The organism is Gynurincola endophyticus, assembly GCF_003991195.1.
GTDB lineage: Bacteria > Bacteroidota > Bacteroidia > Chitinophagales > Chitinophagaceae > Gynurincola > Gynurincola endophyticus.
The window spans coordinates 1-26,833 of sequence record NZ_RCWL01000010.1; the positions used below are offsets into that span (position 1 = coordinate 1).

20 protein-coding genes are annotated in these 26,833 nt (G+C 37.5%); 14 read left to right on the forward strand and 6 right to left on the reverse strand.

What is annotated here, in order from left to right:
• Positions 1–96 precede the first annotated feature (96 nt).
• The gene (locus D9O48_RS16315) at positions 97–1,926 is read left to right on the forward strand and encodes a TrkH family potassium uptake protein (RefSeq protein ID WP_126974061.1); all 1,830 of its coding nucleotides are present in this window, start codon (positions 97–99) and stop codon (positions 1,924–1,926) included.
• A 10-nt stretch (positions 1,927–1,936) separates the two neighbouring features.
• On the forward strand, positions 1,937–2,617 hold the full coding sequence (locus tag D9O48_RS16320; RefSeq protein WP_126974062.1) for a potassium channel family protein: 681 nt from the start codon (positions 1,937–1,939) through the stop codon (positions 2,615–2,617).
• Here D9O48_RS16320 and D9O48_RS16325 read toward each other — a convergent pair.
• Positions 2,603–4,729, reverse strand: a complete 2,127-nt coding sequence (locus D9O48_RS16325) for a trehalose-6-phosphate synthase (protein WP_126974063.1) — start codon at positions 4,727–4,729, stop codon at positions 2,603–2,605. The two genes, D9O48_RS16320 and D9O48_RS16325, sit on opposite strands and share 15 nt — an antisense overlap.
• 84 nt (positions 4,730–4,813) lie before the next feature.
• On the opposite strand from D9O48_RS16325, the gene D9O48_RS16330 reads away from it, so the two are divergent.
• Positions 4,814–5,890, forward strand: a complete 1,077-nt coding sequence (locus D9O48_RS16330) for a mechanosensitive ion channel family protein (protein WP_126974064.1) — start codon at positions 4,814–4,816, stop codon at positions 5,888–5,890.
• Between the two features lie 42 nt (positions 5,891–5,932).
• On the opposite strand, the gene D9O48_RS16335 is transcribed toward D9O48_RS16330, so the two are convergent.
• The 3 genes from D9O48_RS16335 to D9O48_RS16345 form a co-directional block, all read right to left on the reverse strand.
• Entirely contained in the window at positions 5,933–7,105 is a 1,173-nt protein-coding gene (locus D9O48_RS16335; protein WP_233589265.1) for a PepSY-associated TM helix domain-containing protein, read from the reverse strand.
• 256 nt (positions 7,106–7,361) lie between these two features.
• A complete protein-coding gene (locus tag D9O48_RS16340) occupies positions 7,362–8,606 on the reverse strand; it encodes a hypothetical protein (protein WP_126974066.1) in 1,245 nt (414 codons plus the stop codon).
• 10 nt (positions 8,607–8,616) lie between these two features.
• The gene (locus D9O48_RS16345) at positions 8,617–9,948 is read right to left on the reverse strand and encodes a DUF4270 family protein (RefSeq protein ID WP_126974067.1); all 1,332 of its coding nucleotides are present in this window, start codon (positions 9,946–9,948) and stop codon (positions 8,617–8,619) included.
• Positions 9,949–10,212: 264 nt separating this feature from the next.
• On the opposite strand from D9O48_RS16345, the gene D9O48_RS16350 reads away from it, so the two are divergent.
• The 8 genes from D9O48_RS16350 to D9O48_RS16385 all read left to right on the forward strand — a co-directional run bounded on the left by D9O48_RS16350 (position 10,213) and on the right by D9O48_RS16385 (position 20,389).
• Complete coding sequence (locus D9O48_RS16350; protein WP_126974068.1) at positions 10,213–11,226, forward strand: Kelch repeat-containing protein; 1,014 nt, start codon at positions 10,213–10,215, stop codon at positions 11,224–11,226.
• Between the two features lie 81 nt (positions 11,227–11,307).
• Positions 11,308–12,627, forward strand: a complete 1,320-nt coding sequence (locus tag D9O48_RS16355; protein ID WP_126974069.1) for a sensor histidine kinase — start codon at positions 11,308–11,310, stop codon at positions 12,625–12,627.
• Entirely contained in the window at positions 12,614–13,321 is a 708-nt protein-coding gene (locus tag D9O48_RS16360) for a LytR/AlgR family response regulator transcription factor (protein WP_126974070.1), read from the forward strand. Before D9O48_RS16355 ends, D9O48_RS16360 begins: the two co-directional genes overlap by 14 nt.
• A gap of 232 nt (positions 13,322–13,553) precedes the next feature.
• Positions 13,554–14,297: a murein L,D-transpeptidase catalytic domain family protein gene (locus tag D9O48_RS16365; RefSeq protein ID WP_158624921.1), complete on the forward strand. Its 744-nt coding sequence runs from the start codon at positions 13,554–13,556 to the stop codon at positions 14,295–14,297.
• A 44-nt stretch (positions 14,298–14,341) separates the two neighbouring features.
• Entirely contained in the window at positions 14,342–15,316 is a 975-nt protein-coding gene (locus D9O48_RS16370; RefSeq protein ID WP_126974072.1) for a Gfo/Idh/MocA family protein, read from the forward strand.
• Positions 15,309–16,736 (forward strand): sugar transferase, encoded by a 1,428-nt coding sequence (locus tag D9O48_RS16375; RefSeq protein WP_126974073.1) that lies wholly within the window; start codon positions 15,309–15,311, stop codon positions 16,734–16,736. The genes D9O48_RS16370 and D9O48_RS16375 overlap by 8 nt, the downstream gene beginning before the upstream one ends.
• 31 nt (positions 16,737–16,767) lie before the next feature.
• Complete coding sequence (locus tag D9O48_RS16380; RefSeq protein ID WP_126974074.1) at positions 16,768–19,482, forward strand: M1 family metallopeptidase; 2,715 nt, start codon at positions 16,768–16,770, stop codon at positions 19,480–19,482.
• 4 nt (positions 19,483–19,486) lie between these two features.
• Positions 19,487–20,389, forward strand: a complete 903-nt coding sequence (locus D9O48_RS16385; protein ID WP_126974075.1) for a GNAT family N-acetyltransferase — start codon at positions 19,487–19,489, stop codon at positions 20,387–20,389.
• Positions 20,390–20,418: 29 nt separating this feature from the next.
• Here the strand turns inward: D9O48_RS16385 and D9O48_RS16390 are convergent, their stop codons facing one another.
• Together D9O48_RS16390 and D9O48_RS16395 are read right to left on the reverse strand one after the other, a co-directional pair.
• Positions 20,419–21,093, reverse strand: coding sequence for a 2-C-methyl-D-erythritol 4-phosphate cytidylyltransferase (locus D9O48_RS16390; protein WP_126974076.1), 675 nt, complete (start codon positions 21,091–21,093; stop codon positions 20,419–20,421).
• A 72-nt stretch (positions 21,094–21,165) separates the two neighbouring features.
• A complete protein-coding gene (locus D9O48_RS16395; protein ID WP_126974077.1) occupies positions 21,166–21,537 on the reverse strand; it encodes an STAS domain-containing protein in 372 nt (123 codons plus the stop codon).
• A gap of 134 nt (positions 21,538–21,671) precedes the next feature.
• Between D9O48_RS16395 and D9O48_RS16400 the strand changes: the two genes are divergently transcribed.
• The 3 genes from D9O48_RS16400 (at position 21,672) to D9O48_RS16410 (ending at position 26,832) form a co-directional block, all read left to right on the forward strand.
• Positions 21,672–24,164: an ATP-dependent Clp protease ATP-binding subunit gene (locus D9O48_RS16400; protein ID WP_317127867.1), complete on the forward strand. Its 2,493-nt coding sequence runs from the start codon at positions 21,672–21,674 to the stop codon at positions 24,162–24,164.
• Between the two features lie 393 nt (positions 24,165–24,557).
• The gene (cmk, locus tag D9O48_RS16405; protein WP_126974079.1) at positions 24,558–25,238 is read left to right on the forward strand and encodes a (d)CMP kinase; all 681 of its coding nucleotides are present in this window, start codon (positions 24,558–24,560) and stop codon (positions 25,236–25,238) included.
• A gap of 151 nt (positions 25,239–25,389) precedes the next feature.
• Complete coding sequence (locus tag D9O48_RS16410) at positions 25,390–26,832, forward strand: MBOAT family O-acyltransferase (protein ID WP_126974080.1); 1,443 nt, start codon at positions 25,390–25,392, stop codon at positions 26,830–26,832.
• Position 26,833: the final 1 nt, after the last annotated feature.

Here is a 26,833-nt window from a genome sequence, read left to right on the forward strand (position 1 = left end):
ATGAAGGAAGTCCCACACACTCTTAATGAAGAATTAAAAAGGCACCCACTCTTAATTAATAATTAATAATTCTTCATTTATTTTATCTTCGTGTGCATGCAGACATCTGGCAAAAATTGGAGCAACTCCATTTTGTGGCTCAGAAGAGCTTTCTATCAGTTTAATTCATTTGCTACCAAATGGACAACTATACTGATTCCATTATTCTGGTCTATTGCTTTTATATGGGCCATGTATGATCTCGGGTTTAATAGCTTTGAGTCGAATGACCCTCTTGTAAATTCATGGCTCACTTTATTGTTACGGTCGCTTACATTCCTACACCTGTTCCGCTGGTTACTCGAATTATATGTTAGCAGAAGCCTTAAATCAAGGTTGATTAACCTGGGACTATTTATTGTTATATTAATACTATACAATCACGTTCTGTTTGCAAAGATTTTAAGCATACACTATGATTCTGTGCGTTATCTTATCTATAAAGTAGTGTTGTACGGAACTATTATTTTCTTCTTTTTTTCAGAACTTTCTTATGTTACCAGATCCGTTTTTAATAAGAAACTAAATCCATCCTTATTATTTGTTTCCAGTTTTATACTCTTAATCATCTTTGGAGCATTAATGCTGCATTTGCCAAATGCTACTAAAAACGGACTTGGTTTTCTGGATGCTTTGTTTACTGCTACCAGTGCTGTTTGTGTAAGCGGATTAAGTGTAACAAATATTGCACAGGAGTTCACACAATTCGGACAGATCATTATCTTATTATTGATGCAGATAGGCGGATTGGGAATTATGACTTTTGCCGGTATGCTGAGTTATGCAATGGCAGGGTCACTGTCGCTGAAACACCAATTTGCTTTCAGGGATATGTTTCAGGGAAATGCCAACAATGTTGGAAAATTGGTTTCCAGAATCGTATGGGTTAGCCTGTTCTTCGAAATAAGTGGTGCGGTAATGATTTACTTTACACTTGATAAAGTAAATTTTGAAAGAGTTATTGATAAAATATTCTTTTCTGTATTTCACAGCATATCAGCTTATTGTAATGCCGGTATTTCTACATTTGACGGAGGCTTGTATCACCCGGCTTTACGCTTTAATTATTCAATGCACTTCATTATTGCACTATTGATTATTTTAGGTGGAATCGGATTCCCGATAGTATTCAATCTTTTTACTCTGCTGAGAATAAAAGCAAAAAACCTTGTCTGGAAATTACAACATAATGCGCAACGAATTTATCGCCCACGGGTAGTTACTGCAACCGCTATTTTAAGCCTCGTAACTACCGCTATTTTACTGATCATCGGATTCGTTGCATTCATTACACTGGAACAAAACGGATCATTAGCAGAACATCCGACCTGGACAGGAAAAATCGTTACTTCCTTTTTTAGTGCGGTTACTCCAAGAACTGCCGGATTCAATACCGTTGACATCAATCACTTTACGCTCCCGATGTTGATGTTATATATATTACTAATGTGGATAGGTGCTTCGCCCGGATCTACAGGAGGCGGTATTAAAACAACTACCGCCGCAATTGCATTTCTGAATTTGTGGAGTTTTATTAAAGGAAGGGATCGGGTGGAATTCTATAAAACTGAAATTTCTCATCAGTCGATCAGACATGTATTAGCAAGCATCGTATTATCTCTATTGATTATAGGGGCCTGCATTTTTCTATTAAACATACAGGATAGTCAATTCGGATTGGTAAAAATTACTTTTGAAGCGTTTGCTGCTTTCAGCACTACCGGGCTTACCATGGGAATTACCCATGAGTTAAGTGATTTCGGCAAATGGGTCATCTTAATTACCATGTTTGTAGGGAGGGTTGGGGCAATTACCGTATTAATTGCTGTAGTAAAACAAAGTAGTCAATTACTATACAGATATCCGAAAGAGGATATTTTATGTTAAAACTCTAGTTATGAAATTTATTGTATTTGGATTGGGAAGTTTTGGTTCGTCTTTATCTGTTCAACTCGTAAATCTTGGACATGAAGTGATAGGAGTTGATCATAAAGTAGAACTTGTAGAAAAATATCAAAAAACAATTACGCATACAATTGCTTTAGACGCTACAAATGCAGAAGCAATTAAGCAGTTGCCGCTAAATGAAGTAGATGCTGCCATTATCGGTATCGGTGAAAATGAAGGCATCTCTATAATGGTAACGGCATTACTGATTCAACACAATGTGAAACGTATTATATGCAGGGTTACCTCGCCTTTACAACAGGTAGTGTATGAAGCAATGAATATTGAAGAGTTTGTATACCCTGAAGCCTCTTCTGCCGAACGACTAGCAATGCGTTTAGATATGCCCGGTATATTGAATTCTTTCAGATTCAGAAACGATTATCGGATGATTGAAGTGAAAGTTCCTGAAAGGTATGTTGGTAAAACAGTAGAATCAATGAAACTGAATGAAAAATATAAACTGATTCTGATTACTATCGTTCGGGATACCGTTCGCAAAAATATATTCGGAAAAGAAACACTTTATCATGATGTACTCGGATACATAGATCCGCAAACACAAGTATTGCCCGGAGATAACTTATTGTTATTTGGTACCCAGAACGATATTAAATCATTTATTGATTAATTGCTTTAATAAGATGGTTATTTGTTCCATAATGGAATGACTATCTTTTTTTATAGAGTACATTTTCATGCTTTTCCATATATTTTCCTGCAAATAAGCTATATGTTCGTTGGGCAATCCGACCATTAAAAAAAACTCTTTTTCTAATTGTAATATATATTCCAGTAATTGATATCTGATTGAAGAATTATTTGATTCAATAATTATTTCATTAAACTGAATACTACTGCTAAGATTGTTCAGTTGAAGTAATTTCTGTACTGACTTAAACAAAACTTTAGCCTGATGAACAGCCATTTCTGAAAATCTCCATATTAACTTATTTTCCCTGATTTCCAGCTGAGAATGATCTTCAACAAATTCCTGAAACCAGACCTTAACCTCTTCCAGACTTCTTGGTAATTTGTTGCGTTTACTTTCTTTATCGGAATTGAGATAATGAACAATAAAATTTGAATGTGAAATATTTAACTGATCTGTATTTTCGCCATTGTTAAGAACCAGGTGTATTTGAATATATTCATTGTGTTCAACAAGTTGTTGAATAGAACGAAATGTATGCTGAATATCGTCTTTATCTCTCTTACTATCCATATATATTAATATAGGAATTGTTTTGCTATTTAATAATTCTTTTGGAAGATAAAAACGATTTTCTGACGATTCGATACCTATATTCAGTTGATCATTCAACTGATGAGTTTCCGTCAGCTTACACAAAAAACTGCTTGCCCATTTTTTTATATCAAATCTTTTAATCCGCTCCTGCATCTTTGAAATATCTTTTGTCTGTGTTTCAGGAGAAATTTGTAATGAGTGATAAATTTTATCACATAGATCATGCGTGTCATTGGGATTTATAATAACTGACTCATGTAATTCTTTTGCTGAACCGGCCAGTTCACTTAATATTAATACACCTTTCTTATCGGCCCTGCTGGCAATAAATTCTTTAGCCACAAGGTTCATTCCATCTCTGATCGGAGTGATAAGAGCAACATCGGCAGCCGTATATAACGTCAGTAATTCATCAAAATTCAGTGACCGGTAACGGTAAATAATCGGTTGCCAGTCTATTGTTCCTATAGAACTGTTGACTCTTGAAATGGATTCATCAATCATTTTTTTCCGTTCTTCATATTTATCGATTTTATCTCTCGAAGGGATTATGACTAATATGAAAACTACATTTGCCTGGTATTCAGGATACTTTTTTAAAAACTCTTCAAAAGCAGTAATTCTGTTTGAAATACCTTTGGTATAATCTAACCGGTCAATGGAGAATATAATTTTTTTGTGATTGAAAAACTCTTTTAATTTTTTTCTACCTTTTCTTACAATCGATTTATCATAAGCACTATTGAATTGCTCGTAATGAATACTTATAGGAAAATGATCAATTAATACCAATCTGTTTTCATAGGGTAACAATACTCCCTGATGTGTAATACCAAGTATAGATTGTACGGTTTCCACAAAATGAGCAACATATTCTGTGGTGTGAAATCCAACTAAATCAGCACCCAACAGGCCTTTTATAATTGTATCCTGCCACTGATTGGGTAATAATCTAATCAGTTCATAAGTAGGGAATGGAATATGTAAAAAGAATCCAATAGTCAATTTTGGAAACGATTTTCTTAATAATACAGGTAGCAACATTAAATGATAGTCCTGCACCCAAACCACATCATTTTCGGTGATTTCTTTCTGCAACACTTCATGAAATTTCTCATTCACTTTCTTATATGCATTCCAATGTGTATCATTATATTTTGTGTAAGATGGAAAGTAATGAAACAGCGGCCATAAAGTACTATTAGCAAAACCATTATAAAAGTCATTATAAACCTTATTGGGTGTGAATACGGGCAAATAATTAAACAAATCATCACTCGGAAATTCGATCGTTTTCCAGGTTTTTGATTTGCAACCCGGATTTCCACACCAGATTATTTCATCAAAAGTAACATCATCTTTACTGCATTCGATAAAACCGCGAATAGCAGATACCAGACCTCCGCTGGAAGGCTTTAGAATAGCAGTTTCGCCCTCATTTTCAATAGAAAATGGAAGTCTGTTAGATACTATAATAAGTCTTTTGAGTGCCATAGATTAATTTATTCATAAAATCTTGTGCCTTCCCATTCTCAGCTGAATGAATTAAATTTGTAATTACAGCAAATTATAGAGATAATGACGAATTTTTGGGACATTGAATTTTGGAATAACTCACTTTCTAAATGGTTGTTTTTCATTTGTATAATACTTGGTGCATCAGGTTTGATAAAATTGCTGAGTAAAATTTTTATAAATGATAAAAACCCTGAAGAAGTAAACACTGAGGTGAAGTTTAAAGGGGTTATTAAAGTTTTATTCAAAAACTGTATTATTCCCATTGCTTATACAGCGTGCTTGTATTACGCATTTCAAGCCCTCACTGTTCCGGAAAAATTGTCAAATGCGATTAATTACGGAATGCTGATCGCGATTACTTTCTGGGTTTCATACGGATTAGGAGCCATTGTCAGTTATATCGTTAGAAAGTTTGTTCAGGCTAAGTATGGAATTGATACCGAAGCCCGTCAGTCGAACGGTATCATCATGGTCGTAAAGCTCATCATCTGGCTGGGTGCCTTTATCTTTATTATTGGAAATTTCGGCTACGATATCAGAGCGATTATTACTGGTTTGGGTGTCGGTGGTGTGGCAATCGCTTTGGCAGCACAAACTATTCTGAGTGACTTATTTTCTTACTTCGGAATATTTTTCGATAAACCCTTTGCAGTAGGTGACTTTCTCATTGTTGACGACAAACTCGGATCGGTAGAGCATATCGGTATCAGAACTACGCGGTTGAGGTCTATTAACGGAGAGCAACTGGTATTTTCTAATTCAAATTTAACGAACTCACGTATTCATAACTATCAGAAGTTAGAGCGACGAAGAGTTTTGTTCCGCTTTAAAGTAGACCTGAGTACGCCTTCTGATAAACTGGCAACTATTCCTGATCGGTTAAAACAAATTGTAGAAAGCCAACCTGATACCTCTTTCGACAGAGCGCATCTCGCAGCGATCGGCGATTATTCATACGAATTTGAAATTGTGTTTCAGTCACTCAGCCCCGAATACATGCATTTTATGGACAAGAAACAAGCAGTGAAAATCGAAATCGTAAAATTGCTTGAAGAACTCGATGTAAAGCTGGCAATTCCTACTTATAAAATTTTAAATCACGATCAGACAAAAAGTTTTGAAGAAGACGAATTGTAATCACAATATAAATATCAAACTGATAAAAGAAGAGGCTGTTTCTTATGAAACAGCCTCTTTCGGTTGCTGACTAGTATAGGTCTTTGTCTGGCTCTTACTAGTAGTCCTTTTTTTTCTACCCCACCAGATATAAAAACCTGTAATGGGCAAACTTGCAATAATGAAACTTGCAAAAAATGCAAGAATTTTTGTGGGTAGTCCACCCACTGCACCCACGTGCAGATCATAATTCATTCGTTGTAATTTATCAGCTACAGAAGCGTCACTGTATCTGCCATATAAATGATTTACTTTGATTTCTTGTAAATTGTGTTGGTCATAATGCCGGTAATCTGCTTTCCAATAAGTATTTTCAGAGGGGTTCGCACTCACCGCAATCGCTTCTTCCGTATTCGAGGGAAAATGAATATCAAATTTCGCGGCATCAGGATATTCTTTTTTTAAGGTTAACCATATTTTATCCAGTTGAGTATAGTTTACCTGATCACTACTACTTAACGAATCATAACCGGGAGAAACTGCTTCGTAATATTCAGTAAGCTTTTTTCCACCCGAACTTACCCAGTAATAAGTTTTCTGAAACCATACAAATCCCCAAACCAGGCCCGTTATTGCAAAACATATTCCCACCAAAAAAGCGTAAAAACCTAATACATTATGTAAATCATAATTCAGTCTTTTAAATTTTGCACTCCACTTAATCGAAAACCTTTGTTTACGTGCTGCTTTGTTACGAGGCCACCATAAAACCAACCCTGTAATTAATAAAACTAAGAACAATAATGTTGCAGTGGCTGCAATCGGTTGTCCTATACCGGGAGGCATGAATAAATAAAAATGCCCGTTTAATATAATCCGAAAGAAGTCTTTCGACATGTCTTTAGTCTTTAACAAATCTCCTGTATACGGATTGAAGAAGAGAAGATAATAATAGTCTTCCCCCTCTTTATAAAAAGAAACAATAGCTGATTTATTTCCCGACAAATAAGTGAGGTTATGAGCAAATTTATCGGGTAATATTGTTGAAGCTTTTTTCTGAAAATAACTTGGGGGTAAATATGCCTGCGCTTTTGGTTGCACCGACCGGTAGGGTTGAGTTAAATTCTCAATTTCTACCTGAAAGGTTAAAATACATCCGGTGATTCCCAGAAAACACACGATAACACCAGCGGTTAATCCTAACCACAGATGAATTCTCCCTATTGTTTTTTTCATCTTCATACGTACGGTCAACGATGTTGCAAAACTGAGACAACTTAGTAGAATCACCTTTAAACAACAGGAAAAACGGTTTTCGAAATGCGGAACTCTTATTTATCGACATTCAAACATTAATGTTGTTGGGAATAGTTTCTGCTTGTAGTAAAAAGAAAAGAGGCCACTTCACCAGAAGCAGCCCCTTATTCATGCACATAAGAGAGAAATTGATAAGTATGAAACACAACTCTTATTGTTACTATGAAACTTATTTTTAATCGTACAATCTACCTTTACTGAATAAATACTCCCGTAGCGAGAAACTGAATTTGAGTCTTACATAATTTTCTTTTATCAGGTTGCCTTCATTTTTTCCTCTCTTGCCTGCATCCAGACTTACAAATCCATATACCGAAGAACTTAACATCTTACCATATCCGATAGTAATACCCATCTCTTTAATTCTTTGATTGTTGATGCTCAGGTAACCGTTACCCGAGTAGACTCCGGCCTGAAAAGTAGATTTTTCAAATGCCTGCCCCCAGGCCATTGCCTGATTTTTTTGCTGAAATCCGATAGATATTTTTTCCATATCCCGGTACGACCAACCGTTTCCTCTATATTTTAATGCTGTCCATTGCTCGGTATCATAGTCAATACTATATACTCTTTTACCTTTATGTTCTAAAGCAATACCGGCTCCATAATTTTTGGGTAATTCAAATCGCCCACGTGTTGTAATAGATTCATCGATAATTGTTGTTGCATCCTGCTCTACTTTAAAACTGCTTTCGCGGCGAAGACTTGTTTTTGCACCGAATTTACCTCCTAATGATAACACCCATTGGTCTCCGATCTTTCCACGATATAAAGCACCGTATTCGAGTTTAAACCGGTTGTAATAGTCTATGGTTGACGAAGTGATTTCTATGCCGTCTTTTTCAATAATCTCATGTGTATTCAATGAACCGAATAAGAATGATGATTTTACACCAAATGCAAAATGTTTCCCAACTGAAAATGCATTTTGCCAGTAAATATCATGTATCCCACCATCACCATCATAAATGCTGTTGTAAGTAGCGTTACTGCCTTCTACCTGTTTGGTTCCACTGAATTGATAGTTGGTGGTGGTGTAAGGTTGAAAACCCAGTCCGCTTGCCCAATGATCATTTAACTTTACAAAGAAACTTAGATTTTTTACAGCGAAGTCTTTACCGGAATTATCCGTTTCTGAAATATTGCTTCCAACATAAGTGACCTTAGTAGCTTCTAATGAAAGATTGGCATATAAATTACTTCTCGATAACCCGGCTATTGATGCCGGGTTTTTCAAATATACCTGTTGAGCACTACTGAATAATCCGTTTGCCGCATTGGCAAATCCCATCGACCGGTCATGATACTGATCGTTTCGCGTACCTATTCCATATATTGAATAAGGACTGTTCAGGTTTTGAGCATAGGTTAGTCCTTTTACGATACAGATGTTTAACAGTATTAAAGTTATTCTTTTCATCTAAAAAGTTTTAATGAACGACCAGCGCATTAATGGTTAATTTTACCTGATGGTTTTTGTTGAGCGAAGAGGCAATGACTGCTCTGTTCAGGTTAGTCGAAAAACCGGTAGAGTTCTGCATAATGAATAATCCCTGATCTGCTGCATTTGATAACTTTAATAATACCTGTATGTAATTTGTGATATTTACTGAATAGTTTGTTTGAAACTTATCCATGTAATCAGCATTTAAATTGAAAAGAAGATAGTCATCACCTGTTTGTAAAGGCGATCCGATACTATTTGTAGCATCAGTTGTTACAAGGAAAAAATTCGCAGGCAAAATGAATTTGCTTTTTTCGTAAGAATCAAATACCGGTTCTATTTTCAGCGACGCATCTATGATAACAATATCCGGATGTATTTTCAGTAACTCTCTGATAGTTGGAAAGTTTATTTTCAAAAGATAACCGATACCCGATTGTGAAATTCCAAAAGGATAGGTTTCGTTTGATACTACTACACTTACTCCATGACCTGCATTTTGAGTGGATTCGAATAATGTACCTGTTTTATTATTAATGATACGATTGTATTGATATGCATTCCTCCCAATAGGAAATGATATTACTTTCGCTTCATGATCAGGAATGGTATGGTGATAGTGTAATTCTAATGATAAGGTAGAGTCCAGGCCATCACTCGCATAAATTCCGGAATGATCATTGTCGGATACACCCAGTTTAAACCCTTTCAGATAACTCATAAATGCATCCTCAGTTACTACCTGATCAGTATAGTTCTTTACATGATTGAATAAATCTGTTCCTTTTGAAACATCGAATCTGAATAACAAAGAATCAGATGCATTAGGCCTGAGTATTCTTGTTACGGTTGATACAGGAGACGGCTCATAAGGAGTATAGGACGTATTATAAAGTTGGTTAGCATATTCAAACTGTGGCTGTTCGGTTAATGCATGTAATGTATATGTTTGCTGAACGGCAGTGTCGCCATAGTAATTGGCTGATAGATGAACTTTTAGTACCAAAGAATCAAAAATTGCGTCAGATGGAATCATATTCGCAGTAATTGAATTTACAGTAGGTAAACCAAACTGGAAATATGCATCAGCAGTTACCTCACCGGCATATACATCTTTTGTTCGGCCGAACAACGCAATGTTGGACGCCGCCGTCTGAAACGAATCAATAACTACCGTACTTAATAAAGGGGTAAGCGTGTCAATAAGAATTAATTTAGTAGCACTACTGACTAATGATTCTCCAAAATCAATCTGCTTTTTTTCACAACTGCTGCTGAGTATTGCAACAGTTGAGGCTGTAATAAATATTCTTCGCATGAGCTTCTATAATAAAGCGCAATTTATCAGACACTACTTGAAGGATTTTGTTATTATATATCGAAGCCTCATTAAAATCGACCACCTCAGGTAATTTATCTCTTATACCCTGATTTCGGTTTTTTTCTTGTAAATGACAATTGTTTCTAAGAAAACGAACTTAAAGAAACTTTTAACGCATTGGTCGATTCAACAGCCCGATTGGTCTATTTTAAGAAAAATCTTGAAGTAGTGATAGATACTTTTACAAAAACAAGTATATCGATGAAATCTATTTATTCCGGGCTTATAATAGCAGTCAGCTCTTTAACACTTTTAAGCGGTTGTACCAAAGACACAGACGCTGATGATGATTTAATAGGTAACTGGGCAAGAAGTTATGATTTTGATGGTAATGCAAGAAGTGAAGCAGTGAGTTTTACAATTGGCGACAAAGTTTATATAGCTACCGGTTATAATGAACGTGAAAGATTTGCCGATGTATGGGAATTTGACCTGAATAAAAAATATTGGAAGCAAGTGGCCGCCTTTCCGGGAACAGCAAGAAATTCAGCAGTAGCCTTCACTGTAAACGGTAAAGGTTATATCGCTACCGGATACGACGGACAATTCAGATTAAACGATGTATGGGAATATGATCCGGCTGGTGACAGTTGGACGAAAAAAGCTGACTTCCCCGGTGGTGGAAGATATGACGCGGTAGGATTTGCAATCAATGGTAAAGGATATATCTCTTCAGGATATGATGGTAATTATCTGAAAGACTTATGGGAGTATGACCCGGCAAGTGACAACTGGACGCAAAAGGCTTCGCTCGGTGGTACCAAAAGAACTGCTGCCGTAGCATTTGTGGTAAACAATAAAGCCTATATTTGTTCAGGTAATAATAATGGATCCGTATTGAATGACCTTTGGATATATGATCCTGCTACAGATGACTGGACAGAGAAGAGAAAACTTACCAATAGTTCTGATGATAGTTACGATGATGATTATGCTAATATCGCCCGCTATAACGCCAGTGTGTTTCAAATTGATAACCTGATTTATCTGGTAGGAGGCGAAAGCGGTTCGCTGATCAGCGCTGTTTGGGCTTACAATCCTGAAACCGATTTATGGATTCAGAAAACAAGTTTCGAAGGAACATCCAGAGTCGGTGCAATCGGGTTTAATGTAAATAACAGAGGATTTTTAATCACCGGCCGAAACGGAACACTGCACTTCGATAATGGATATGAATTCTTCCCTTACGACGAAGTAAATGAAAATGACAATTAACCAGGGAGAAATATAAAAAATAAAAGCTGTCTTATACTAAGACAGCTTTTGCCGTATTCTCCATTGACGAATTAATAAAATATGCGTACGAAAATTATCAGCTTCTTTTCGTTGATATTGGGATTTACTCCCATTCAATCGTGGAAACAACGTTTGGTTGTAGTACTGGCTCATGTGGTAGTGTGGATAATGCTGTTATTTTTTCCGCTCTTTATTATGCGTGTTCAGATTCTGGATGTGAGGTTTTTTTACAGAGAAATATTGGTTAAATCATCTTTGATTCTGATTTTCTATATACATTACTACTTTCTGCTACCCCGTTTTTTTGCAAAAAAGCAATTCGGAAAATATATTTTCTTTATTGTGATTGCAATATCGTCTTATCTGGTAATCGATGTGGTTGCGCAAAATTTATTACGCCCGTTTTTCAGATCGATGCCAGGTCAACCTGCGTTTTTCAAAGCGGGTGAAAAGTTGACATATGATTCAGTAAGGTTCGATCAACGGCGCCCGTTTTTTCCTCCTGAGCAGAATGATTCTATGCGCCCTCAACGAAATTTTCCTCCGGCGAACAATGAATCAATGCCTCCACCACCTGATTTTTCACGCAGGAACAGAGTAGACCCAATGCCGCCGATGTTAAGACCTAACAGAGATGCCGAGTGGATTATTTTCGGAAAACCGTTTTATATAACGCCTTTCCAGATTATGAATGCCTTAACAAGTGTAATCGTAATTTTATTGGTAAGTGCTATCATTCGCCTGGGTCACTCGCTTTACCTTTCACAAAAAAGAAGTAAACAATTAGAAACGGAAAAACTGAATGCAGAATTAAACTGGTTGAAATTACAGATTAATCCACACTTTCTGTTTAATACGCTGAATAGTATTTATTCTCAGGCGCACTTAAAGTCGTCAGAAACAGAATCTTCGATTCTTAAATTCTCCGGTATTATGCGTTATGTGATTTATGATTCACATGCCGATAAAGTACCGTTAGAAAAAGATCTTACTTACATTAAGAATTATATAGACCTCCAGAAAATCAGATTGTCGAAGCAATGTACTGTAGAATATCAGGAGGAGGGAAATGCTGCTCAATTATTAATAGCTCCTTTGCTGTTAATCACATTTATTGAAAATGCATTTAAGCACGGAATCAGTTATAATAAATATTCTTTCATAAATATTAACATATCTATACATAACCAATTGTTGACTTTGACTGTTAAGAATAGCATTGTTGAATCAGGCAAAATTGAAACAGAGTCAGGAATCGGAATAGAGAATGCATTAAAACGGTTGAAAGCTATCTATAAAGATCGTTTTCAATTAGATATATCCACAGTCAATGAAGTTTATGTTGTAAATCTTAAAATTGAACTTGATGATGACGCTTAATTGTTTAATTATCGACGATGAACCCCTGGCAATTGAATTGTTAAAGGAATACACCAAAAAAATTCCTGCGTTGAACCTCGTAGCTACTTGTGAAGGTGCCCTGGCTGCTACAGAGCATCTGAACAAAGGAAATATCGATCTGATCTTTTTAGACATCAATATGCCTGATATCACAGGTATTCAATTCCTGAAGTCGTTAAAACATAAACCCGCCGTTATTTTTGTAACTGCTTATCAGGAATACGCAGTGGAAAGTTACGAGCTCGATGCAATCGATTATTTGTTAAAACCGATTCCATTCGACCGTTTTTTTGCCGCTGTTAACAAAGCATTGGAATATCTGCAGTCTAAAAAAGGCAAGAAAGAAGCCGGGGACGATTTCTTTTTTGTTAAAACGGCTCATAAGATATTGAAAATTGCCTATGATGACATCTTATATTTTGAAGGACTGAAGGATTATACAAAAATTCACCTGGCCAGTCAGAAAGCTCCGGTCGTAACGCTACAAAGTTTGAAGTATTTTGAAACGAGAATGCCTCAGAATCAGTTTTTAAGGATTCACCGGTCATATATTGTAGCCATACGTAAGATTCAGACAATCAGCCGGAAAACAATACATATAGGCGACCTGGAATTACCTTGTAGTGAACATTATAAGGACCAGCTTACCCAAATGGTGGATGCTCACCTCTAGATCGGGTAAAATGACAAAAATGGCAGGATATTGGTGCAAAATGGGCGGAAAGGGAAAAAAAATGGGCAGAAAAGAAGAAAAATTGTAAATTCCGAATTCTTATTCCAAAAATGTTAATGAAAATACAATAACCCCCAGATCGCTTTCGTTATTAAAATAAGCGGTATAAAGAAATTAGTGTAAAATGAAGTTGCAAGCTTATCCAATAATTAAAACTATGAAAACTGCCGGCATGCTCTGTATTATAGGAGTAGTGGCCGCGTCGTTTGTTATTTCCCCTTTACATTCCAACCCAGCCATTCCGGTTGCGGAAGAAAATAATATTACTATCAATAATGATTCATTGCTTCTGACAAACAATCTGAAGGATGCAACTATTTCAATGGAAAATTATGGACACGTGTATACCGGCCTCGGTTTAAAAGAACTGGGCTTATCACAAAAAGTGTTCGAATATGCCTTGAAAGGAATGGATCAGCTTGATAAAAATGGTAAACTGAAACATCGTATTATCAGTATTGTAGATTTCAGCCAGTCTTCTGATAAAAAACGTTTATATGTAATAGACCTCGACCAGGAGTCTCTTTTATACAATACCTACGTTTCTCACGGAAAAAATACCGGCACAAAAGAAGCTCAGTCTTTCAGCAATAAAGCAGGAACACACAAAAGTTCGCTCGGATTTTATGTTACGGCCAATACCTATAATGGTTCTAACGGCTATTCACTTCGCTTACACGGTATGGAAAAAGGGTTTAACGACCAGGCATTCCGCCGCGCCATTGTAGTGCACGGTGCTAACTATGTAAGTGAGTCTTATATCGATCGTCAGGGGTATTTAGGCAGGTCGCAAGGATGCCCGGCTGTTCCTTCAGAAATTGCTCCCGATCTGATTAATGATATTAAAGACGGTACCTGTTTATTCATCTACCATTCATCTCAACAATATCCTTATCGTTCCAGTTTCTTGAAATAATACGAAGAAGTCATTTATCTTTGCATCATTCAAATTAATAATGTATGTTAAAGGTTGGCATATTTGGTGTTGGACATTTAGGGAAATTTCACCTCAATAACTGGAAAGAAATCAGAGATGTGGAAGTAGTCGGATTTTATGATCCGAACGATGCCGCTGCTCAGGAAGTATCCGAAAAATATCAAATTCCGCGTTTTTTAGATCCTAACAGATTAATGGAAATTGTAGATGCCGTTGATATCGTTGCACCTACTAATTACCATCATCAACTCTGTATAAATGCTATCAGAAAAGGAAAACATGTATTTGTAGAGAAACCACTCGCAAATACCATGGACGAAGCCCGTGAACTCGTTAAGCTCGCTAAAGAATCAAATATTAAATTTCAGGTTGGTCACGTTGAACGTTTCAATCCCGCATTTATCGCTACACAGAATTTAGACATTAAGCCAATGTTTATTGAGGTGCATCGCCTTGCTGAATTCAATCCGAGAGGAACTGAAGTGAGTGTGATTCTTGACCTCATGATACATGATATCGATATTATCTTGAGTTTGGTTAAGAGTGAAGTAAAAGCAATCTCAGCCAGCGGTGTTGCAGTAATGACCGATACTCCTGACATAGCAAATGTGCGTATAGAATTTAATAACGGTTGTGTAGCAAATCTCACATCCAGCCGTATTTCTATGAAAAAAATGCGCAAAATGAGGTTGTTCCAGAAAGATGCGTATATTGGAATAGATTTTTTAGCAAAAAGAACAGAAGTGATCAAATTGAAAACAGACCAGGATACTGAGGTACTGTCATTTGATGTAGAAACGACACACGGTAAAAAAACGATTGCCGTAGTAAATCCTCCGGTTCCGGAAATCAATGCCATTAAAAAAGAACTGGAAGCTTTCGTACATGCAATCACTACTAATTCTCCAACTGTTGTTTCAGAAGTAGATGGTTTCAGGGCAATGGAAGTAGCACATCTGATTCTACAAAAAATTAAAAATAATACGATAGTTGGTTAATCCAAACAAGTCTCGGCCTCTGTTTCACCTCATTTCCTTTATTCTGATCGATGCACTCGCTGCAATGATTGGTTGGATATTGATGTGGAACTTCCGTGTCTACTTGCTCTACGATCAATTATTCGAAAACTTCGGTCATCAGCTGAATAAAAACTTCTGGATCGGATTATTACTCATACCCGCACTCTGGTTGATTTTTTATTCACTCGTTGGTGTTTATACCCAACTGTATTATAAATCACGGCTAACAGAATTTTTGTCAACATTATGGCAATCTTTAGTAGGTTGCCTCCTTATCTTTTTTACAATCATCCTCGACGATCCGCAAGACGATATCAGTTATTTCTATAATATTTTACTCTTCTACTTTATTGTTCATTTCTCACTCACTGTTATCGGTAGAATATCGCTGCTGAGCATTATCAAAAAATTAATCAGGTCAGGACGTATCCGGTTTAACGCTTTACTGCTCGGTAATAACGGACTGGCATTAAAAACTTATCTGCAAACCAAAGATTTACTTCGTTTAAAAGGAAATGTTTACAAAGGGTTTATTCCTACGAAATCTAATGCAACCGACTTGTCAAAATATATACCACAGTTGGGAACACTTGATACCTTAAAAACTGTGGTAATTGACGAACAGATCAGCACGATTGTTATTGCAATTGAAAAAAATGAACGCAGCCAGATATTGCATTTGCTTGAATTACTTTCACAGGTGGATGTGCGTGTAACGATTCAGGCCGATCTGATGGATATTTTATCAGGATCAGTTAGAACTAACGATGTACATGACGAAGCGTTGATTGAAATTGACAACAATCTGATGTCGCCTTTTCAGGTAAACCTGAAAAGATTAATGGATGTTTCAGCCGCTATCTTCGGCATGCTTCTGTTATCGCCACTCATGCTTTTTATCGCATTAAAAGTGAAATTCGGTTCGGAAGGCCCTGTTATTTACAGACAAAAAAGAATTGGAAAAGGCGGTACTCCATTTACCATTTATAAATTTCGCTCGATGTACTACCCCGCTGAAACAGCCACCCCGTTGCTCAGCTCAAAGAATGATCCGCGTATTACACCATGGGGAGCTACTATGCGAAAATGGCGTTTAGATGAACTGCCTCAGCTATGGAATATCTTCAAAGGTGATATGAGCCTTGTAGGGCCACGCCCGGAACGTGCGTACTTCGTTGAATTGATTAAGAAACAAAACCCGCTTTATTTACATATTCATAAAGTAAAACCAGGCCTCACTTCATGGGGAATGGTAAAATTCGGTTATGCCGAGAATGTTGATGAAATGGTTGAAAGAATGAAGTATGACCTGATGTACATTGAAAATGTATCTATAAGTTTAGATTTACAAATTATCATTCGTACATTTAAAATTATTATTTCAGGAAAAGGAAAGTAATCCACTAGTTCCATATTAACTTATCATGTTTATGAAATGTCTGTTAGCACTAATTTTTTGTGTTTTTTTACTCAATATTTCCAGTGCTCAAACAAACTGGCAACAACAAACCAATTATACGATTCAGGTAAAACTGGATGATTCCGCTAAAATACTCACCGGTAACGTATCACTCGAGTACATTAACCGCTCTCCGGATACACTGAATTATATCTGGATGCATATCTGGCCAAATGCTTTCGCAAACGACCGTACCGCTTTTGCCCACCAGACTGTTCAGAATGGGAAAACGGATTTTTACTTTGCCGACTCTGCTAAAAAAGGGTATATCACTAATCTGCATTTCAGTCAGCACTCCGGCGATCTGCATTACGAATTTCATCCTCAGCATATAGATATTATTAAAGTATTTTTACGCGAACCGATATTGCCTGGCCAAAAAACAACCATCAGTACACCGTTCACAGTGAAACTTCCTTATAACTTCTCAAGAGGTGGATATGGTGGAAACGCTTTTCAGGTTACACAATGGTACCCCAAAGCAGCCATGTACGATAAAAACGGATGGCACTTGTATCCTTACCTCGAAATCGGTGAATTCTTTAATAATTTCGGGGCATATGATGTTACCATTGAAATTCCCCGACATTATGTAGTTGCTGCTACAGGCCGGTTACAGAATGAAAAAGAAAAAGAATGGCTTAAACAAAGAATTAATACCACCGATCAGCAAAACCCTGCTCCAAACACTTTTAAACAACTCAGATACCTTCAGGATAGTATTGTTGATTTTGCATGGTTTGCCGATCCTGACTGGTTGGTACGCTACGATACTGCTCAGATCAATGGAAAACCTGTGGAAACCTGGGCTTTCTTCAGAGACAAAAATAAAGCTACATGGGACTCTGCTGTAAGTATCATCAAATCAACACTACATTTTAAATCGAATGTTTTGGGCAACTACCCTTATCCGGTAGTTTCTGTAGTTGAATCACCACTCGGTTTTGCCGGTGGAATGGAATATCCTACCATTACCAATATTTCTGAAACGAATAGTATGTCATCACTCAGAATGTTGATCAAACACGAAGTAGGCCATAACTGGTTTCAGGCAATTCTCGCTTCAAATGAGCGAAAATATCCATGGATGGATGAAGGGTTAAACTCTTATTACGATAAACGTTACCTCCAGCAGTTCGGCGAAGGTGATGAATCTTTGGAAGAAGCCGTTTATAAAGGACTCATAAAAGTAAAACAGGATCAACCGATCAATACTCCTTCGGAAGAATTTACAGAAATCAATTTCAGTCTCTTTGCTTATACCAAAGCTGCCCAATGGATGGCATTGATAGAAAAAAAAATAGGTCAGCAGAAGTTTGATAGTATTATGCAGCAATATTATCAGGACTGGAAATTCAGACACCCGCAACCTGACGATTTTAAAGCGTATTTCGATCGGTTAGCAGATTTTGACAGCGACTACTATTTCGGGCTATTAGATAAAACAACACCCCTTGAAGTAAAAAATAGAAAAGGCTTACGTACTAAGTTTTTTTATTCAGGTGAATATGAACAGCACCACAACGTCTATATTACACCGGTAATCGGATTTAATAATTACGATAAAACAATGTTCGGGGTTGGTATTCATAATTATCAGGTACCGAACAATAATTTTAATTTCCTGCTGATGCCAATGTTTGGTACTTCCAGTAAAGAATTAAACGGATTGGCGCGTATCTCTTATAGTGCCCGCACAAAACATTTCGGTGGTAAATTGATAGAGTCGATAGATTTTGCAAAGTTTTCTGACAGACGGGGAATAGACAGTAATCAGAATAAAATATCTGGCGCATTCTATAAAATAGCTCCAGCAATCCGGTACGTATTTCCTGAAAAAACGGCACTCAGCAACTTTAAAAAGTGGATTGAGTGGAAAACCTTTTTCATTGGTGAAAAAGAATTTCAGTATGCTGCGAATGTTAATGGAGAATACCATCCGGCTACTACCGACTGGAAAAAAAGGTATATCAATCGGTTAACTTTTCACTGGGAAAACAACCATGCTGTAAAACCATCACAAATAGAATTACAGGGAATGCAGGGCAAAGAGTTCATTCGCTGGCAGGCCACTCATAAAGGAAGTTTCAATTATGCGGATAAAGGCTATTTTGCCTACAGAATGACTGTAGCAGGATTCAATTATATCGGTGGATTTACCAATCAGAAATATTATGATACCAGAATATTTCAGCCTAAACTGACTGCTGCAAGAGGTTGGGAGGATATTACTTATAGTAATTACTATTTTGGAAGAAATGAAAACGACGGACTTTGGTCTAAACAGATTTTTGAAAGAGACGGTTTCATGAAGTTGAGAACAGATATCTTTTCAGATCTGCAGGGCAGGAGTGATGAATGGATTGCAGCGATCAACCTGAGCACCAGTTTGCCTAAAAAAGTATTTCCATTGAGATTTGTAAGACTGTTTCTCGATATCGGTACTTATTCCGAAACATGGAGAACTGAAAATAGTCAGCCGAATATTCTGTACGTGGGCGGATTACAACTCAATATCTGGCGCGACGTTGTAGAAGTGTATATGCCATTGGTGTATAGCAAAGTATTTAGAGATAATTTGAAAACCGTACCCGATACTAAAGGGGCATTGAAAAACATATCATTCAATATTAACCTGATTCAGGTTAATACTAAAAAGCTAATCAAACTTCCATCATTGCTTTAAACAGATGAACGAGGTACGTATCATATCATCCGGTGAAATAGATACCGTTCAATGGAACGGGCTGGTAGATAGATCTGTCAATGGTCTTATTTACGCTTATTCATGGTATTTAGATAGGATGTGTGAGCGGTGGGTGGGGATGGTATATGGCGATTATGAAGCAGTGATGCCCTTGCCTACTAATTCAAAACTGGGATTAAAATATGCTTATCAGCCAGCTTTTGTACAACAATTAGGCGTTATTTGCAGCAATAATACGGCGGCGGATAAATATCTGAACGCATTCATGCCTTTTTTGAAAAAGCATTATTCGTATATTGATATTAAGCTCAACTTTTTACATACACCACATCCCCGTTATAACAATTATATTCTTTCTTTGGATACAACATTCAATCAGATTCAGTCGGGTTTTAACAGAAGTTTCAAAGAAGCTTTTAAGCAAAGTAAAAAAACACCCGGTAAACTGTATTTTTCCAATGACCTGAAAGAGGCGCTTGCTTTCAATTCGGCTTTGTATGACTTCCGGTCGGTAAAATTGAAAGAGGGAATCTATGACAGGTTTGGGGAATTATGTACCTATTTGCAAAAAAATCAACAGTGTTTGATTCCCACCTGGATGATAGACGGCAAAGTAGTAGCTCAGGCAATTGTGTTGAAGGATCGTAAAAGATATTATCTGATGACATCTGCCTGTTTGGAAGAAGGACGTGCATTAAGAGCAAATCATGCATTAATGTACTATTTGCTGGAGGCATTAAGCGGGCAGGAAATGTTTTTCGATTTCGAAGGGAGCAATATTCCCGGAGTAGCAAAATTTTATGAAAGCATGGGCGGACAGCTGGAAACATACCCGCCGTTGCAATGTAATTTTTTACCGAAATGGTTGCGCTGGATCAAGCAATAACCCAATATTCAATTATCAATTCCCCATTTTCAAAAGTTTCTTTCTTCCAGAATCTTCTCTGCAATCAATATATCAATCGGTTGTGTAATTTTGATATTAGTATTTTCGCCTTCTATCAGATTGATTTTTACGCCTAATTTTTCTACAACCGACGCTTCGTCAGTAAAGCGTTCATCAAATTCCTGTTCGAATGCAGCTTTCAGAATGTCGCTGTAAAATGTTTGTGGTGTTTGGATAATTCTGATTTTATTTCTGTCAACCGGAACAGATCCGTCAATGGTGCTCATGCGGATCGTATCAACTGCTCCGATAGAAGGAATGGCGTTTCCTCTTTCAATTGCTGAAGCATAGCATCTGCGTATGAGCTCGGGAGTGAGTAAACATCTGACGCCGTCGTGCACAAAAACGATAGAATGCTGATGAATATGCTGTAAACCGTTGCGAACCGAGTGAAAACGGGTTTCTCCACCTACTGTCATCCATACTCTGTCAGGATCAATGGTAGAACGAAGAATTTCCTGACCGGTCATCAGATGGGCTTCCGGTAAAACCAGTATGATGTAGAGATCATTAAAGGCTTCCAGAAATGCCTGCAGTGTATACCACAAAACTGGCTTATCCTGTAGAGGTAAAAACTGTTTGGGAATCTGAGTACCCATTCTCAAGCCGGACCCTCCAGCCACAATTACCGCATATTTTTTCATATAACTATAATGTCCTTTGTCTATTTAAACGTAGGGAAATTCTTTTTGGTATTTTCAGAAAAAAATCGTAGCTTAATAAGAGGAATCATCATTAAAGAGTTCTCTTTCAATCTCTTCCATTTGAACTATGTCCCATGCTTCACTTTCTGTCGGAGTAGCGTTTAATTGTTCAGCTAACTCATTTTTACGTACCGTTTCCGGTAACTCGCACACCACAAAGGAAGCAGATTGTTCGTAGAATAATTGATGCAATGAGGTCAATTCCTCCAGAATTTCATGGTCAATCAGCTCAGTTTCTTTGAAGTTTAAAATTAGATTTTTAGGATCCTTATCTAAAAATTGTGTCGCTAAATCTCTTAGCGATGCTGTCATATTAGCAGTAATTGCCGCTTCTTCGAAGCTTATGACATGAAATTTCTCTCTGGTATCAATTTTGACTTTCATAATAAAATTTAAAGAATTATTATGGTTAATGCCGGTAAGGGGCACCATAAAATTCCAAATTTATTCGTTATTATTGTATAACACAACAAATTATAAAAATGGATAACAATTTCTCAAACCAAGTTAAAGAAATCATGTCATACAGTCGCGAGGAAGCGCTCAGGCTGGGCAACGATTTCATCGGAACTGAGCATTTGTTGCTAGGGATGATCAGAGAGGGTGAGAATACCGCTATTCGTATTCTAAAGTCGTTTAAAGTAGACTTGGTCAGCTTGAGAAAGGAAATCGAGATGGCAGTTAAGGATAAATCAGGTAGAAATATCGCACATATCAATAGTTTGCCTTTAACTCGTCAAGCTGAAAAAGTGATGCGAGTAACGGTGTTAGAAGCAAAAGCTTTAAAAAGCCCAACCGTAGAAACCGAGCATTTAATGCTTTCTATTTTAAAGAATAAAGATAATATAGCTACTCAGATTCTAAACAATTTTGACGTAGACTATGATTTGTTCAGAAATGAATTAGGTGTAGTGAAAAGCAATGATAATGTACGCAGTGAATATACTGACGAAAACGAAGACGAATTTGATGAAGAAAAAAGATTCTCCTCTGCCAGATCTAAAACAACAGCTGCTACCAAAAGTAAAACGCCGGTTTTAGATAACTTCGGCCGCGATATTACCCGGTTAGCAGAAAGCGGGGCGCTCGATCCGATTGTGGGTAGAGAAGAAGAAATTGAACGTGTATCTCAGATTCTTTCGCGCCGTAAAAAGAATAATCCTATTCTGATCGGTGAACCGGGTGTTGGTAAAACAGCTATCGTGGAAGGATTGGCTTTGCGTATCGTTCAAAGAAAAGTATCCAGAGTTCTTTTCGATAAAAGAGTGATCTCTTTAGACCTGGCTGCTCTGGTAGCCGGTACTAAATACCGCGGTCAGTTCGAAGAAAGAATGAAAGCTATCATGAATGAATTGGAAAAAAACAGAGATGTTATCCTTTTCATCGATGAAATTCATACGATCGTAGGTGCCGGTGGTGCCAGCGGATCTCTGGATGCCTCAAACATCTTTAAACCTGCATTGGCAAGAGGTGAATTACAATGTATCGGAGCTTCTACACTCGACGAATACAGAATGTATATCGAGAAAGATGGTGCCCTTGATCGTCGTTTCCAAAAAGTAATCGTAGAACCGCCAAGTGTTGAAGAAACAATTCAGATTCTGAATAATATCAAATCTAAATACGAAGATTATCATAACGTATTATACGATGATGAAGCAATTGACGCCTGTGTTAAACTTTCAGATCGTTATATTACCGACCGTTTATTACCCGATAAAGCCATCGATGTAATGGACGAAGTAGGTGCGCGTGTTCACCTGAAAAATATCAATGTTCCAAAAGAAATTCTGGATCTTGAAAAACGTATCGAAGATGTAAAAGTTGAAAAGAATAAAGTGGTAAAATCACAGAAATTCGAAGAAGCTGCCAATCTTAGAGATACTGAGAAAAAATTACAGGAAGAACTCGAAAAAGCAAAAGCTACCTGGGAAGAAGAAAGTAAACATAAACGTTACCCGATCAACGAAGAAGCAATCGCTGAAGTAGTAAGCATGATGACCGGTATTCCGGTGAAAAGAATGGTGCAGGCTGAAAGCGATAAGCTGAAACGTATGGCTGACGAAATGAAAGGAAAAGTAATCGGCCAGGACGAAGCGATCAAAAAAGTGGTGAAAGCTATTCAACGTAACCGAGTAGGATTGAAAGATCCTAAGAAACCAATCGGAACCTTTATATTTCTAGGGCCGACAGGGGTTGGTAAAACCGAACTGGCTAAATCTCTCGCTAAATATATGTTTGACTCAGAAGAAGCGCTGATACGCGTTGATATGAGTGAATACATGGAGAAATTTACCGTAAGCCGTTTAATCGGTGCACCTCCGGGATATGTGGGTTATGAAGAAGGAGGACAGCTAACCGAGCGCGTTAGAAGAAAACCTTACTCTGTAATTCTGTTAGATGAAATCGAAAAAGCACACCCTGATATCTATAATATACTGTTACAGGTATTAGACGATGGACAATTAACAGATGGGTTAGGGCGTAAAGTAGACTTCAAAAATACGACTATCATTATGACCTCTAACATAGGGGTACGTGAATTAAAAGATTTCGGCGATGGAGTAGGTTTTGCTACTGCGGCACGAACGCAAAATCTGGAAGAAAACAATAAAGCAGTTATTGAAAAAGCTTTAAAACGTACTTTCGCACCAGAGTTCCTGAACCGTATCGATGATGTAATTATCTTTAACTCTTTAACTAAAGATGATATCTTCCAGATTATTGACATCATTATGGAAGGAGTATTAAAGCGTTTACAAAATCTCGGATTTACGTTAGAGCTGACAGAAGATGCTAAAAACTTTATAGCAGAAAAAGGGTATGATGTACAATTCGGTGCACGTCCTTTACACAGAGCTATTCAAAAGCATTTGGAAGATCCTCTGGCAGAAGAAATACTGAATATGAATATTAAAGCCGGAGATGTAATGATAGCTGACCTGGATAAAGAAAGCTCTACTATCAAGTTTACATTAAAAGCGCCTAGTGTAGAGAAATCTGCTACTTAGGTTTCTATAAATAAATTCTATAGTAAAAAGCTGTTTCCACACGGAAACAGCTTTTTTAGTGGATTGTGGAGAAGGGAGAGTGCAAAGTTGGCTACACAGTCGTAGAAACCATTCAGAAATTAAGAAAGTTAAGCCCTGATTCTCTTAATCCTTCCTATGTTTGAAATTGTAATGGGAAACATGAAGAGAATGAAGTTGAAAAGCGAATGAAGTACTGTCGTCCGCGCTACTTTACCTTCATACCTTTATTCTCTTCATGTTTTATATGGTGATCATCAGATAGAATAAGCCAAAGCGCAGCAGCAGGTTTAGCACAGAATCTTAATGGTTCAATACTCCCTCACCACAAAAAATTTCAAACTTGATCAAATTTTCTGCAATTTTGCAGAGATTATGCTGAAGAATATCATTATTTCAATAGATGGTTGGTCCTCTTGCGGTAAAAGTACACTGGCTAAACAAATGGCCCGGGCTTTAGGATATGTTTATATTGACAGTGGAGCTATGTACAGGGCCATTACCTTATATTTTATTCGCCATCAGGTGAATATTAATGATTTGTCGGCTGTAGAACAAGCGTTGAATAAGGTTGAACTGTCTTTTTCTCCGAATCATAAATCGGGGCATAGTGAAATCTACCTCAACGGTGAAAACGTAGAATATGTGATCAGAGACCTTGTTATAGCCGAAAAAGTGAGCGAAGTGGCTGCCATCGGAATCGTACGATCGTTTGCAGTTGCTCAGCAGCAGGCCATGGGAAAGCAGAAAGGAATTGTAATGGATGGCCGCGATATCGGTACCGTCGTTTTTCCGGATGCCGAGCTGAAGATTTTTATGACCGCTGATATGGATATCAGAGTACAAAGACGTTATCAGGAACTTTACGAAAAAAATCCCAATATCACGATAGAAGAGGTGCGTAAGAATCTGGCACATCGAGATCATATCGACTCAACCCGTGAAATATCTCCTCTTCGACAAGCCGCTGATGCATTAGTTTTAGATAATTCTCATTTAACCATGCAGGAACAATTGCAGATTGCCCTCAACTGGGTAAAAGAACGTTGTTTGTAAAAAACAGGGTTTAGCCTTTGTTCTGTCAGGTATGAGATTTGACAAGAAAGCCTTTTAATAATAGTTTAATATTTTTTACGTTATTAAAGTGTGGTCCGCAGTGCCTCAATCTGCTTACTCAAATAAATTTAAACGTTAAGCTGAAACCCAAATGGTATTCAACAGTATTCCGTTTCTTGTATTCGCAGGAATCTTTTTTCCCGTATACTTCCTTTTAAAAGGACGACCCCGATTGTACTGGAGCTTGCTGGCAAGCTACTTTTTTTATGCATGGTGGGACTGGCGCTTTGTGCCGCTGATTCTATTCTCCACTTATTTTGATTATGAGTTTGGTAGAATTATTCATAACTCAAACGAACCTAAGAGACGAAAAACCATGCTCATTCTGAGTATGATCATGAACCTTGGTTTTCTGGGCTTCTTCAAGTACTTCAACTTCTTTATAGACAGCTACATCGCCATGATGCAAGGTTTTGGCCTGCAGCCGTCCGTCTCTTCACTCAATATCATCTTACCGGTCGGTATTTCGTTTTACACCTTCCAATCAATGTCATATACCATTGACGTGTATAGAAGGGAAATACCCATGGAAAAAGACTTCCTCAAATTTGCCACCTTTATCGCGCTCTTCCCACAGCTGGTTGCTGGTCCGATCGTACGTGCGAAAGACCTCTTATTCCAGATGGGAGAAGATAAAAAGTTCAGCTGGACCAATCTGAACAGTGGTTTAGGGCGTATACTGTGGGGTTTCTTTAAAAAAGTAGCCATCGCAGATTCCATTGCACCTTTTGTGGATCAGTGTTTTCAAGACCCGATGCGTTTCGGAAGTATGCACCTCCTGATCGGAGTTGTGTTCTACGCCTTCCAGATATATTGCGATTTCTCAGGATATAGCGACATGGCAATCGGTTTGGCCAGAATTATGGGCTACCATTTCCCTGAAAACTTTAAAACACCCTATTTCTCTAAATCGTTCTCCGAATTCTGGACCCGCTGGCATATCTCTCTGTCATCATGGTTAAGAGACTATTTATATATACCATTAGGAGGTAACAGAAAAGGTAAAGTGCATACCTATAAAAATAATATGATTACCATGTTATTAGGCGGATTATGGCACGGAGCTAACTGGGCATTTGTATTCTGGGGATTCCTGCACGGCGTATATCTCATCGTGCAAAGAATCGTAACACCCGTCTGGCGGAAATTTGTTGCGCTGGTACGATTACCGAAATTCCTCGACGACGGTATTGCGATGCTCGTTGTATTCGCACTCACCTGTATAGCCTGGGTATACTTCAGGGCCGGAAGTATGGGGCTTGATAGCTTCCATATAGCCAATCAGATTCTTAAAATCATTGCATCCGGTGAAGATTTTAACTGGCACAGTACCTTCAATAAGTATCAGATCATAAAGGGCTTCCTGGTAATTGGTGTATTACTGATAGTGGAAGTAACAAATGTCAGATTCCAATGGAACCACCTGCAATTACAAAAACCTGCGGTACGGGTAATTCTATTTGCCGGAGCACTGTGGTTAATTGCATTGTTCGGAACCTTTTCTTCTAACGCATTTATTTACTTCCAATTCTAGA

Coding starts and splice junctions, on each gene's coding strand:
- D9O48_RS16345 (WP_126974067.1), bottom strand. CDS start 9,948: ATGCGAAGAATATTTATTACAGCCTCAACTGTTGCAATACTCAGCAGC.
- D9O48_RS16370 (WP_126974072.1), top strand. CDS start 14,342: ATGTTAAAGGTTGGCATATTTGGTGTTGGACATTTAGGGAAATTTCAC.
- D9O48_RS16350 (WP_126974068.1), top strand. CDS start 10,213: ATGAAATCTATTTATTCCGGGCTTATAATAGCAGTCAGCTCTTTAACA.
- D9O48_RS16320 (WP_126974062.1), top strand. CDS start 1,937: ATGAAATTTATTGTATTTGGATTGGGAAGTTTTGGTTCGTCTTTATCT.
- D9O48_RS16410 (WP_126974080.1), top strand. CDS start 25,390: ATGGTATTCAACAGTATTCCGTTTCTTGTATTCGCAGGAATCTTTTTT.
- D9O48_RS16330 (WP_126974064.1), top strand. CDS start 4,814: ATGACGAATTTTTGGGACATTGAATTTTGGAATAACTCACTTTCTAAA.
- D9O48_RS16335 (WP_233589265.1), bottom strand. CDS start 7,105: ATGAAAAAAACAATAGGGAGAATTCATCTGTGGTTAGGATTAACCGCT.
- D9O48_RS16325 (WP_126974063.1), bottom strand. CDS start 4,729: ATGGCACTCAAAAGACTTATTATAGTATCTAACAGACTTCCATTTTCT.
- D9O48_RS16355 (WP_126974069.1), top strand. CDS start 11,308: ATGCGTACGAAAATTATCAGCTTCTTTTCGTTGATATTGGGATTTACT.
- D9O48_RS16380 (WP_126974074.1), top strand. CDS start 16,768: ATGAAATGTCTGTTAGCACTAATTTTTTGTGTTTTTTTACTCAATATT.
- D9O48_RS16315 (WP_126974061.1), top strand. CDS start 97: ATGCAGACATCTGGCAAAAATTGGAGCAACTCCATTTTGTGGCTCAGA.
- D9O48_RS16390 (WP_126974076.1), bottom strand. CDS start 21,093: ATGAAAAAATATGCGGTAATTGTGGCTGGAGGGTCCGGCTTGAGAATG.
- D9O48_RS16340 (WP_126974066.1), bottom strand. CDS start 8,606: ATGAAAAGAATAACTTTAATACTGTTAAACATCTGTATCGTAAAAGGA.
- D9O48_RS16400 (WP_317127867.1), top strand. CDS start 21,672: ATGTCATACAGTCGCGAGGAAGCGCTCAGGCTGGGCAACGATTTCATC.
- D9O48_RS16365 (WP_158624921.1), top strand. CDS start 13,554: ATGCTCTGTATTATAGGAGTAGTGGCCGCGTCGTTTGTTATTTCCCCT.
- D9O48_RS16385 (WP_126974075.1), top strand. CDS start 19,487: ATGAACGAGGTACGTATCATATCATCCGGTGAAATAGATACCGTTCAA.
- D9O48_RS16395 (WP_126974077.1), bottom strand. CDS start 21,537: ATGAAAGTCAAAATTGATACCAGAGAGAAATTTCATGTCATAAGCTTC.
- cmk (WP_126974079.1), top strand. CDS start 24,558: ATGCTGAAGAATATCATTATTTCAATAGATGGTTGGTCCTCTTGCGGT.
- D9O48_RS16360 (WP_126974070.1), top strand. CDS start 12,614: ATGATGACGCTTAATTGTTTAATTATCGACGATGAACCCCTGGCAATT.